The organism is Paraburkholderia sp., from assembly GCF_036488505.1.
Taxonomy (GTDB): Bacteria; Pseudomonadota; Gammaproteobacteria; order Burkholderiales; family Burkholderiaceae; genus Paraburkholderia.
Map to the genome: position 1 here is coordinate 1 of NZ_DASXHN010000245.1, position 10850 is coordinate 10850.

Annotated in this window: 11 protein-coding genes; 4 read left to right on the plus strand and 7 right to left on the minus strand. The window is 62.0% G+C overall.

Features of this window, described 5'->3' with window-relative positions:
- Window positions 1-133: 133 nt before the first annotated feature.
- The 5 genes from VGH68_RS15070 to VGH68_RS15090 form a co-directional block, all read right to left on the minus strand.
- Window positions 134-1729: an ATP-binding protein gene (locus VGH68_RS15070; protein WP_331604446.1), complete on the minus strand. Its 1596-nt coding sequence runs from the start codon at window positions 1727-1729 to the stop codon at window positions 134-136.
- A gap of 349 nt (window positions 1730-2078) precedes the next feature.
- Entirely contained in the window at window positions 2079-2540 is a 462-nt protein-coding gene (locus VGH68_RS15075) for a GNAT family N-acetyltransferase (protein ID WP_331604447.1), read from the minus strand.
- A gap of 278 nt (window positions 2541-2818) precedes the next feature.
- Window positions 2819-3019 carry a DUF3562 domain-containing protein gene (locus VGH68_RS15080; RefSeq protein WP_331604448.1) on the minus strand — a complete coding sequence of 67 codons (201 nt, stop codon included), beginning with the start codon at window positions 3017-3019 and terminating at the stop codon, window positions 2819-2821.
- A gap of 233 nt (window positions 3020-3252) precedes the next feature.
- A complete protein-coding gene (locus VGH68_RS15085; RefSeq protein WP_331604456.1) occupies window positions 3253-4551 on the minus strand; it encodes a TAXI family TRAP transporter solute-binding subunit in 1299 nt (432 codons plus the stop codon).
- A gap of 154 nt (window positions 4552-4705) precedes the next feature.
- The gene (locus VGH68_RS15090) at window positions 4706-5632 is read right to left on the minus strand and encodes a LysR family transcriptional regulator (protein ID WP_331604449.1); all 927 of its coding nucleotides are present in this window, start codon (window positions 5630-5632) and stop codon (window positions 4706-4708) included.
- A gap of 118 nt (window positions 5633-5750) precedes the next feature.
- On the opposite strand from VGH68_RS15090, the gene VGH68_RS15095 reads away from it, so the two are divergent.
- The 3 genes from VGH68_RS15095 to VGH68_RS15105 all read left to right on the plus strand — a co-directional run bounded on the left by VGH68_RS15095 (window position 5751) and on the right by VGH68_RS15105 (window position 9076).
- Window positions 5751-6845, plus strand: a complete 1095-nt coding sequence (locus tag VGH68_RS15095) for a tartrate dehydrogenase (protein WP_331604450.1) — start codon at window positions 5751-5753, stop codon at window positions 6843-6845.
- 173 nt (window positions 6846-7018) lie between these two features.
- Window positions 7019-8329: an MFS transporter gene (locus VGH68_RS15100; RefSeq protein ID WP_331604451.1), complete on the plus strand. Its 1311-nt coding sequence runs from the start codon at window positions 7019-7021 to the stop codon at window positions 8327-8329.
- Window positions 8330-8590: 261 nt separating this feature from the next.
- Complete coding sequence (locus VGH68_RS15105; RefSeq protein ID WP_331604452.1) at window positions 8591-9076, plus strand: hypothetical protein; 486 nt, start codon at window positions 8591-8593, stop codon at window positions 9074-9076.
- A 21-nt stretch (window positions 9077-9097) separates the two neighbouring features.
- Here VGH68_RS15105 and VGH68_RS15110 read toward each other — a convergent pair whose 3' ends face one another.
- Together VGH68_RS15110 and VGH68_RS15115 are read right to left on the minus strand one after the other, a co-directional pair.
- Window positions 9098-9505 (minus strand): DUF3224 domain-containing protein, encoded by a 408-nt coding sequence (locus tag VGH68_RS15110; protein WP_331604453.1) that lies wholly within the window; start codon window positions 9503-9505, stop codon window positions 9098-9100.
- 101 nt (window positions 9506-9606) lie between these two features.
- On the minus strand, window positions 9607-10554 hold the full coding sequence (locus VGH68_RS15115) for a LysR family transcriptional regulator (protein ID WP_331604454.1): 948 nt from the start codon (window positions 10552-10554) through the stop codon (window positions 9607-9609).
- An 81-nt stretch (window positions 10555-10635) separates the two neighbouring features.
- Here VGH68_RS15115 and VGH68_RS15120 point away from each other — a divergent pair.
- A partial coding sequence (locus VGH68_RS15120; RefSeq protein WP_331604455.1) for an SDR family NAD(P)-dependent oxidoreductase occupies window positions 10636-10850 on the plus strand: 215 nt, incomplete at its 3' end.

Here is a 10850-nt window from a genome sequence, read left to right on the forward strand (position 1 = left end):
TCAGAGGCGCGCCTTTCGTCGTTTGCAGCATCGGCTTTTGTTAATGCGCGTTACGTCACAACGCGTTTCGATAACCCACGAATTCCGGCCAACCGAATGGTGACCCCATGTCTTTTCCGGCTGACATCAGCAGTCAGTGCCGATGCTTTGCCAGCAACTCGACCAGCCTTTGCGGGGGTACCGGTTTGCCGACGTGCTCGTCAAAGCCCGCTGCGCGCGCCCGTTCGCGGTCTTCATCTCGCACGAAAGCCGTGACCGCGATCGCCGGTGTCCGATTGCCCGTTGCACGCAGCCCAGAGATGAATTGATGACCGTCCTCGCCCGGCATGCTGATGTCGGAGAAGATCACATCGACTGCACGCTCGGCGAGGACTTCGCGCGCCTTCATAGCGGAGTTCGCCCGATACGCGGCGACCCGCTCGTGTTCAAACAGCATGGCGAACGCGTCCAGCGTATCTTCGTCGTCATCGACGACCAGGACCGACATTCCCGCAACGGGTAGTCGCGCTTCGCTTCCGTCCGGGCTGGATGCAGGTGCGGCAGGGGTGACCTGGCGGCCCGTTTCCAACGGCATTCGGATGGTAAATGTCGCTCCTGTGCCGACACCGTCGCTGAACGCGGTCAGCGTGCCGTTATGCATCGCGACGATGCTTCGCGCAATGGCCAACCCTAGTCCCAAACCGCCGTGCTTCCTGGTCGTGCTGCCGTCGACCTGCGCAAACGGCTCAAAAATCGTATTGAGCAGATTCTTGGGGATCCCCTCTCCGGTGTCGGCGACCGACAGTTCCGCATAGCCGTCGACCTCCCGCATTGCCACGGTTATATCGCCGCCGCTCGGCGTGTACTTGAGTGCGTTGCTCAAAACGTTGGCGAAGACCTGACGAAGGCGCGTAGGGTCTCCGGGAACCAATGCGCCGGCGCCGAGTTGGTCTGTGATGGTCACCCCTTTTTTCTCGGCCAGCGGTCTCACATTATCCAGTTCCGCACGCGCCGGCTGCGCAAGGTTGATGGCAGCCTTCCTGACAGCCAGCTTGCCTGCGGTAATTCGGCTCACCTCCAGCAGATCATCGACCAGTCGGGTCTGCGCAGCGATATTGCGACGGATGACACTTACCCCGTGTTTGACAAACTCTTCCTCGACAACGCGACGCTCCAGAAGGTCGACCCACGCTAGCACGGCGGTTAGCGGCGCGCGCAGTTCATGTGAGACGGACGCGATGAAGGTATCTTTCATGTCGCTCGCGTTCTGCGCCATTTCCTTTTGCAGGCGCTCCCGTTCGAGCAGACGGTCACGCTGCGCCTCCAGCTGCTTCTGCGACGAAATATCGATGGTGATGCCGTCAAAACGCGTCGGCTTACCGGTTGCGTCGAAGGCAGTCCGCCCCTTTGCGCGAATCCACCGCATTTCGCCCGTCGGCGAAAGTGTCCTGTATTCGACGTCGTACGGGGCACCCGCGAACACCGCTGCCACGATTTCCCGGCGCGTTCGCTCCCGGTCGTCGGGATGCAACCGCGAATAAAACACGTCGAAATCCACTTCGGCGTCAGCAGGCAGCCAGAAGTGCTCCTTGCATTTGTCGTTCCAAACGATTTCGCGTAAGGGGACGGGACAATAAAACGTGCCGATGTCTGCGGCCTCGATAGCAGACGCAAGTCGCTCCCTTGCGTCTTCTACCGACTCAGCTGGGGGCTGTGGCGGAGGAAGTGTTGGAATCTGTTGCCGGCTCATGCCTGGTTGACGTGGATGTTTGTCGGAACGCAATCGGGTTGTAAGAACTCGCCAGTGCTTCGCCGTTCGTGCCCCCGGCGCGCGCTGACGCCGGCTGGGAAGCGTGCAAACTGCGAAGTGCCGGCTGCCCGATGTGGACCGCTTCCAGCAATATTCAGGCCTGGGTTTGGTGCCCTTCCAGGAAGTCCGACTCTGCGTGAAGGCAGCGAGCGTTACGTCGTGCGCCTCATCCTTGCTATGCCCGGCAGTCCCCGTCCGCCGCGCACCGAGTAGTGGCTCAGGCAGGTGGCGGGGTGTCCCGTCGCAAACGGGTCGCGCTGGCGGTCCAGTTTTTGGGTGTTGCGATCATCTATAGCGTCTGTCGATACACCACAAAGCCGGATTTCGTGGCTAGTCGGTCGTACAACTTCATCGCGACTGTGTTTGTCTCTTGCGTCTGCCAGTAAACGCGGGCTGCGCCGGCCTGCCTGGCTTCGCGGTACACGGCCTCTATCAACGCACGACCGATACCCTGGCCGCGTTGTGAGCTTGCGGCGTAAAGGTCCTGGAGATAGCAGATGGGACCGGCCATCGTTGTGTGGCGATGGTAGAGAAAATGCACCAGACCGACCAGTTTGCCGTCCAGTTCTGCGACGATTGCGTGCATCGGTTCGTAGCCATCGAAGAATCGCCGCCACGTGAGCTCAGTGATTTCGCGAGGAAGTGCCGTGTCTCCGACTCGTTCGTAAAATTCGTTATAACCGTCCCAAAGCGTCAGCCATTCATCGAAATCATTCGGGGCCGCGTAACGTACGATTAGCGACTTGCTCACGGTACCGTCTCCTTTACAGCGAATGGCAAGCAAACCGTCAGCATAGAAAATTCGCGACGTGATTGTTAGCTCCACGATTCGCACGGAATCTGGAGCCAGGGGCTGATTGGGCGTGAGCGGCCGGTCTCGTCAGAACAGCCGTTCCGACGCCAATAGCGCGTTGGTGTGCGCACACGAGCCCGGTGATGAGCGGTGGCGCCATGCGGCCGTCGCGCGTATTGCGGCTCTCCAGAACCGGAGGGTGCGGTGATGCGATTGCATCCCGCGGGCATCACCTGTCAATGCTTGCGATGCGGATGGCGAAGCTGGTCGCGTACCTTCCTGGCGGCGAATAGCGGTACGTAATCGAGCACGCGCGCGCCGTCCCGGTAATCGGCGAGCGTATCGGCGTACATGCGCGATACCGTTTCGGTCGGTGTGTCGGTTTCCTCGGCGATGCTTTTCACTACTTCGTCTACGTTGGTCTCGGGCTGCGACATGGATCTCTCCGGATAGGGCGGCGGGCGGCTGAATGGACGATACGTGAACAGCAGGAGTTCATTACAGGCTGCGATCCGCGTGCATGCCAATTGAATTGGTCTATCGCGCCATCCGGTCCACAGAGATTTTTGTCTTGCACTGCAGGAAGCGTCCGCGCGAAGGGGCCGCGCGGAAAATCAACGAATCGGCTGATGCTTGGCCGTGCAACGGAAGCAGATAAGCAACGCCGTTTCTACTTGTCCATCTTCTCGGCCACATGCGCGATCCGGTCCCGGACAATCCCGATAGCCTGCTTCAGCGCGTAAACGTCCTGAAAGTAACGATACGGAATCCGGATCTGGGTCGCACTCGCGTCGATGCTCTCAATGTCGTTTTTCCATTGCGCGATTTGCGCGTGGGTCGGATGGCTGTTCTTCCATACCTCGTCTTCGAGCGCCTTGATCTCGCGATACCAGACCACCAGCCGCTTTTTCATGCGCGTTTCGAGCGTGCGCGGCAACGCCTGCGCGAGCGCAATCAGCAGCGCCATGAACGGCAGCAGGATGAGAAACCGGCGTTCGATCAAACTCGCAAGCCAGAACGGCAGGTAGCGGTACAGGAACGGTCGCCCCGATCTGAAGTAACGGATGCTTTCGTCGGAAATCGGGAATTCTTCGGTGCGCAGGTTCGGAAACGTGCCGAGCGGCGTGAAGTAATCCTCGCCGCCATGAACCGTGCGCGCCGCATCGAGCAGCAGATACGCGAGCGCGGGGTGCAGCGTGTCCCGCGATACGAGCAGCGCGGTCGCCGCGAGCAACGTGACGTCGTGCGGCGGCAGATCGTCGACGACGCTCGTCGACGCGCGCGGCAGCACGATTTTCGATAGCGACGGGAATTTCTGCACGAGCGCATCGGCTTGCGCGAAGCTCATCAATTTCAGGTTGCTGTTGAGCAGCGTGCGCTGCATGTCGGCATCGGGCCTGCCGATAAAGAAGGCCGCATCGACCCGGCCGCTTTCGAGCCCCTGATACGCGGCGCTCGCATCCATTTTCAGCAACGTCGAATTCTGAGTCGTGATGCCGCTATAGCCGAGCAGCACCTGCGACACGTGGAGCAGCCCGCTACCGGGCACGCCCAACGAAATGCGCTTGCCGCGCAGTTGCGAGAGCCGGTCGATCGTCGCTTCGCCGCGATAGAACACCCAGATCGGCTCGTACGAGACCGCGGCGATCGTTTGCAGGTTGTCGGTGTCGCGCGGACTGGTCGTGCCCGACTGGATGAAACCGACTTCGTATGCGCTGTTCGGATCGGTCAGCCTCTCGTAATTCTCGACCGAGCCTGAAGATCTGCGAATGTCGAGCTTGATGCCCTCGCGCTTGAGCAGCGGCGCATAACGATCGGCAAAGCCGCGGTAGATGCCGTTGTCGGCGCCGGTCGTGATCACGATCGTGCGCTGGAACGCGGGCTCGAGCACCAGCGCGACCATCCAGCCAAACGCGGCGAGCAGCACGAGCGCGGCGCCGATCAGCGCACGCCGGCGCTTGCGCGACATGCGCGTTTGCTGGCTGCGATGAAGCGCGGGGTTGCGTCTGGGCATCGTTACCCGTCTCTGTTGAAGTCAGGCCCGGGTGAGCGGCGGGATGGACCCGGCGGATGGTGATCGAACACTACGATAGCAAATTGTTCTGTTCGTCAGAGACCCGCCGTTACACCAGCGCGCCCGCTTCGCTCGTCAAATCGCGGGCAATGAACTCGACGAACGCCCGGATCCGGTTCGACATCTGATGCCTCGGCGAATACACGGCGAAGATGTCCGCGTTCGGCGTGTCGTGATCGGGCAGCAACTGAACCAGCGAGCCGTCCGCAAGGTACTGCTTGATATCCCACTCGGCGCGCATTAGGATGCCGTGGCCTTCGAGCGCCCACTTCACGGCGATCTCGCCATCGTTGGTGGTCAGCGTGCCGTTGATGCGCACCGCTTCGGTCTTGCGCGCCGCGCCCCGCCCGGAGGTCAGACGCCACACGCCATACGCTTCGTCGCCCTGACGGATGCCGATGCAGTTATGACGCGTCAGATCGTGGGCGGTGAGCGGCATGCCCCGCGCCGCGATATACGAGGGCGCCGCGCACAGCAGACGCCGGTTCGGCGCAAGCCGGCGGGCGACCACGCGTGTGTCGGGCGGCTCGCCGAAGCGGATGCACACGTCGTAGGTGTCGTCGGTAAGCGGCGGCGGCGTGACCGACAACTGCAACTGCACCGACACCTGCGGATAGCTTGCGACAAAGCGCGAAATCGCGGGCCCGACATGGCTGCGTCCGAAACCGAGCGTCGCATTCACGCGCAGCAAGCCCTTCGGCGTCTTCTTCGCCGAGCCGAGCAGCTCGGCCAGTTCGTCGATTTCGTCGAGAATCCGCCGCGCGCGCGCGACGTATAGCTCGCCCTCGGGCGTCAGCATCATCCGGCGGGTGGTGCGATTCACCAGCGCGACACCCGCGCGCTGCTCCATCTGCGTAAGGCGCTTGCTGACCGCGGCGGCCGTTAGCCCCAGCTCGCGCGCGGCCGCGCTCAGGCTGCCGCTGCCGGCGAGCGTCGAGAAAAAGCTCAGATCCGATGGCTGGATGGTGTCGCTCATCGCGCTGTCAGTGCCTTTCACTTGTGAATTGAAGTTAAAGATGCTTTGAGTTTAGCATCGGTTTTTGCCGCCGTGATGGGTCTACAGTTCGTTCACACACTTCACAAAGGACGGAGACATGAAAACCTATCGCATCGCAACCATCCCTGGCGACGGCATCGGCAAGGAGGTGGTACCCGCCGGCGCGCAGGTGCTCGAAGCGCTCGCGAAGACCACGCGCGCATTCGCGTTCGAATTCGAAAACTTCGACTGGGGCGGTGACTACTATCGCCAGCACGGCGTGATGATGCCGGCCAACGGCCTCGACGCGATCCGCAACAAGGACGCGATCCTGTTCGGCTCGGCCGGCGACAAGGACATCCCCGATCACATCACGCTGTGGGGTTTGCGGCTGAAGATCTGCCAGGGCTTCGATCAATACGCGAACGTGCGCCCGACGCGCATCCTGCCCGGCATCGATGCGCCGCTGAAATATTGCAAGCCCGAGGACCTGAACTGGGTGATCGTGCGCGAAAACTCGGAGGGCGAATATTCGGGCGTGGGCGGTCGCGTGCATCAGGGCCATCCGATCGAAGCGGCGACCGACGTGTCGATCCTGACGCGCGCCGGGGTCGAGCGCATCATGCGCTTCGCGTTCCGTCTCGCGCAGTCGCGCCCGCGCAAGCTGCTGACCGTGATCACCAAGAGCAACGCGCAGCGTCACGCGATGGTGATGTGGGATGAGATCGCGCTCGAAATCTCGAAGGAGTTTCCGGACGTCACGTGGGACAAGGAACTGGTCGACGCGGCGACCGCGCGGATGGTCAACCGGCCGGCGACGCTCGATACGATCGTCGCCACCAATCTGCACGCCGACATCCTGAGCGACCTTGCTGCCGCGCTCGCGGGCAGTCTCGGTATCGCACCGACCGGCAATATCGATCCGGAGCGCCGCTATCCGTCGATGTTCGAGCCGATCCACGGCTCCGCGTTCGACATCATGGGCAAGGGGCTCGCGAATCCGGTCGGCACCTTCTGGTCGGTCGTGATGCTGCTCGAACACCTCGGTGAATCCGACGCCGCGCGCCTCGTGATGCAGGCGATCGAAGCGGTCACCGCGAACAAGTCGCTGCATACGGGCGACCTGGGCGGCACGGCGACGACCGAGCAGGTGACGGCGGCCGTTCGCGCGTTCATCGAACAGTCGGCGGCGCCCGCGGCGAACGCCGCCTGAATGTCGGCCTAGCCCAAGCTGGCAACACCTGGCGCGGTTCACCATGAACTGAGCGCTATCCACGCATGGGGTTGCGGGGCTGGCCAACGCATGGCCGGCGGGCAACCATCATTTGGCTAGCGCGGCGCAACGTTGGCCGCGCGGCCGGCGGCTATGCGCCGCAGGAGGAGACAATGACTTCCGAACTCGAAAACCGGGTGTCCCGCAAGCTGATGCTGCGAATCATCCCGTTCGTGATGCTGCTGTACTTCGTGAGCTTTCTCGATCGCGTGAATGTGGGTTTCGCGGCGTTGTCGATGAATAAGGCGATCGGTCTTTCGCCGACCGCATTCGGCTTCGGCGGCGGGCTCTTTTTCATCGGCTATTTTCTGTTCGAAGTGCCGTCGAACCTGATCCTTCACAAAGTTGGCGCGCGCCGCTGGATTGCGCGCGTGATGGTGTCATGGGGGATCGTGTCGCTCGCGTCCGCGTTCGTCGTGGGACCGAACAGCTTTTACGCGCTGCGCTTTATTCTCGGCGTCGCGGAAGCGGGCTTCTTTCCCGGCATCATTCTCTATTTGAGCCTGTGGTTTCCGTCGCGCCAGCGCGCGGTCGCGGCGGCGTGGTTCATGGCTGCCGCGCCGATTTCCACCGCGATCGGTTCGCCGATCTCCGGCGCGATCATGAAGCTGCCGCCGATCGCCGGGCTCGCCGACTGGCAACTGCTGTATGTGCTCGAAGCGTTGCCTGCGATCGTCCTCGGCTTTTGCGTACTCAAGTATTTGACCGATGCACCCGCGCAAGCGCAATGGCTGCAGCCCGACGAACGCGACTGGCTGATCGCGAAGCTGAAACTCGAAGCGGATGAGCGGCATGCGCATGCGGGTCACACAGCCGGCGCGCTCAGCGCGTTGCGCGATCCGCGTGTGCTGGCGCTTGCGTTGATTTACTTCGGCACGTCGGCCGGCTTGTACACGTTGGGCTTGTGGGCACCGCTGATCATTCGCCAATACGGCTTCGGCTCGTTCGAAACGGGGCTACTGGCGGGCGTGCCGAGCGTGCTTGCGGTGATCGCGATGGTGCTGTGGGCGAAGCATTCGGATCGCACCGCGGAGCGCACGTGGCATGTGGTGATTCCTTGCGCGCTGGCGTGCGTCGGCTTCGTGTTCGCGGGCAATGCGACCACCGCGTTGATGATCGTGCTTGCGCTCGTGGTCGTGAACGTGGGAATCAGCGCGGCGAAGGCACCGTTGTGGGCGATGCCGAGTATGTTCCTGTCAGGCGCCGGCGCGGCGGCGGGGATTGCAATGATTAACTCGGTGGGTAACCTGGGCGGGTTTGTTGGGCCGTTCGCGATTGGCTGGCTCAAGAATGTGACCGGTGGGTATTCCGCGGGCTTGTATGTGGTGGGCGCGACGTTGGCGGTGTCCGCGGTCGTGACGTTGATGTTGAGCCGACAGACGAAGCAGGCTCCCGTGGCGGTGGGGGAACGGCACGGGCATTGAATGAGGCTTGCGGGTGCGAGCTGGCTGAGGGCAGGGGGTCAGTGGCTCCGCGAGGAATCCGATGAGGGCGGCTTGATTGCCGCCTTTTTTCATGTTTGATAGGGTGGTCGGCTGTCATCCGGTTACGCCATGGCCGAAGCAATCTCGACAACTTCATGATGAAATCTCGGGCGAAGGCCTCGGCTTCCACGAAATCCTGGAGCGGGCAAAAGACATGTTCAACCTGTGGTAACGCACGCGGTACACGAAGGGAATGATTTGATGATCAATACTCGAAACGAAATCGAACGGCGTCTGTCAGTGCTGCGCGGCTTGGAACTGAGCGGAGTAAACCATGCCGCTGACATGCTCACGTTGAGCTTTGGTCCACTGCGGCAAGTCATCAACTTTAAAGGGGCCTTCAAGTACGTCGGTGTGTGGGCGCTGCACGTCCAATGTGCGTGGAGACTTGAGGAAGCGGGCCGTGCCGTGGCAACGGACGATGATCTGCGTGGGCAGGATGAGAAAGCGCACGCGAGCACCCATCGTCTCCAACGGGTGTTGCTTGCGAATGGTTGCGCAACAGTTGAGGCAGTGACAGCGGACGCCGCCGGCGGGGCGACGCTCTCCCTATCGCGCGGCTTTTGCCTGACCGTCATCCCGGACGGGAACGCGGACGAGGAAGACTGGCGCTTCTTCGCGTCCGGCGTGAACGCAGCGCATCTGGTGATCAAAGGCGGGGTAATCGCTCCGGAATCATTTGACTGACGTGGAATGAGACAGGCCTAATTAGAGCGGTCCGACCGGCAAACGATAAACGAGCTCATACGAGTGCGCGCCATCGACCATCTGAATCTTGAACTCTCCTTCAATACCAATTAGCTCCCCGGTACCCGAGTCCGGCACGACGGTGACCGAAAGCGACGAAGCCCCGCGATTCATCACGCCGACATGCTGGAGCACGAACGAGCCCTGCTTTCCTACGAGCGTGCCGCTGACCTGCTCGATTGCCACATAGACCGCCGAGCCCTTGACGTTCGTCATCGCGTTCAGCATTTGCCCCTTCGTCGTCGCGGCGAGATCGCCGAATATCTGCTTGTCGATCGTCATGCGGCCCAGTTTCGCGTCGGCGTCCGCGTTTTCGAACGGCATCGGTTGCAGTGAAACCACGAACGTGCCTTTTGCGGTGTATGTCATCGGAATGTCTCCTTAACGGGGCGGCGGCGAATCCATCGGATTAACGACGCCGATAGTCGCGCCGAAATGGCTGCGCTTGTGAAACGTAGCACACGTTGCAGTCAGCAAACAGCACGCGTGCCGCGGTTCGCGCCGACTGCATCGGCAAACTCGCGCTTCAGCCACGCGAGTCCCTGATCCTGATCGCGCGGCGCGGCCCACATCAGCGACACCTCGTACCTCGGTACGTCGAACGGCAGCTGACTCATCGCCAGATCGAGCGTGTCGCGCCACACGCGGCCAATGAAATCGGGCACCGTCGCAATCGCCGCGGTACGTCGGACGATGAATGGACTGGTTGCGAAGTTCGAACTGGAAAACACGACTTCGCGCTTCAGGTTCTGCACTTCCAGTTGTTCGTCGATGAAGCCGTGCAGGCCGGCATTGAACGAAGTCAGGATATGACGGTGGCGCAGGAACTCGTCCATCGACAGACGCTTGCGGCGCGTTTTGACGAGCTGCGGGTTATAGACGCTCACAAAGCGCCATGAAAACAGCGGCGCGCGCCGCTGCCACGGCACGCATTCGGGGAACACGCCGACTGCGAGTTCGATCGTGCCGTCATCGAGCATCGCGGCCGCGCGCGTCGAATCGGTGGAGCGCGCGATCACCTTCACGCCGGGCGCCTTTTCGGCGACGCGCGTCATGATGTCCGGCATCAACACGACTTCCAGCGAGTCGCTCAGGCCAACGCGGAACACCCGCTGCGCGCGCGCCGGATCGAATACCGCCGGCTGTGTGATCGCCTGATGCAGCGATTGCAGCAACGGTTCGATCTGCCGCGCGAGTTCGAGCGCGCGCGGGGTCGGCGTCATGCCGTGCGGCGTGCGCACGAACAGTTCGTCGCCGAAGGTTTCGCGCAAGCGTTTCAGTGCGCCGCTCACGGCTGGCTGACCGAGAAAGAGCCGCTGCGCGGCGCGCGTCACGCTGCGCTCTTCGAGCAGCGCGCGAAAGGTCAGCAGCAGGTTCAGGTCGAAGCGGCGGAAATCATTTTCAATGATGTTGGTCATGACATTGAACGATTTGAATGATGGCGGCGCAGCGTTCATTCTAATGCCATGGATCTTCCATTCATCGACAGGAGCAATGACATGGACTGGCAACATCAGAAGGTCGTGGTGCTTGGTGGATCGTCGGGTATCGGGCTCGCGGCGGTAACGCGGCTCGCGGCGGCGGGTGCAAGCGTCGTGGCGGTCGGCCGCGACCGCGCGAAGCTGGACGACGCACTCGGCCGCATCAGCGCACCGGTGGCGGGTGAAGCGCTCGACTGCACCGATCGCGCCGCGCTGGAGCACTTCTATGGCGG

What these genes read in the sequence shown, in the direction of transcription:
- VGH68_RS15115 (WP_331604454.1), bottom strand. Translation starts at nt 10,554, where the DNA reads ATGACCAACATCATTGAAAATGATTTCCGCCGCTTCGACCTGAACCTG.
- VGH68_RS15080 (WP_331604448.1), bottom strand. Translation starts at nt 3,019, where the DNA reads ATGTCGCAGCCCGAGACCAACGTAGACGAAGTAGTGAAAAGCATCGCC.
- VGH68_RS15100 (WP_331604451.1), top strand. Translation starts at nt 7,019, where the DNA reads ATGACTTCCGAACTCGAAAACCGGGTGTCCCGCAAGCTGATGCTGCGA.
- VGH68_RS15095 (WP_331604450.1), top strand. Translation starts at nt 5,751, where the DNA reads ATGAAAACCTATCGCATCGCAACCATCCCTGGCGACGGCATCGGCAAG.
- VGH68_RS15070 (WP_331604446.1), bottom strand. Translation starts at nt 1,729, where the DNA reads ATGAGCCGGCAACAGATTCCAACACTTCCTCCGCCACAGCCCCCAGCT.
- VGH68_RS15090 (WP_331604449.1), bottom strand. Translation starts at nt 5,632, where the DNA reads ATGAGCGACACCATCCAGCCATCGGATCTGAGCTTTTTCTCGACGCTC.
- VGH68_RS15105 (WP_331604452.1), top strand. Translation starts at nt 8,591, where the DNA reads ATGATCAATACTCGAAACGAAATCGAACGGCGTCTGTCAGTGCTGCGC.
- VGH68_RS15085 (WP_331604456.1), bottom strand. Translation starts at nt 4,551, where the DNA reads ATGTCGCGCAAGCGCCGGCGTGCGCTGATCGGCGCCGCGCTCGTGCTG.
- VGH68_RS15110 (WP_331604453.1), bottom strand. Translation starts at nt 9,505, where the DNA reads ATGACATACACCGCAAAAGGCACGTTCGTGGTTTCACTGCAACCGATG.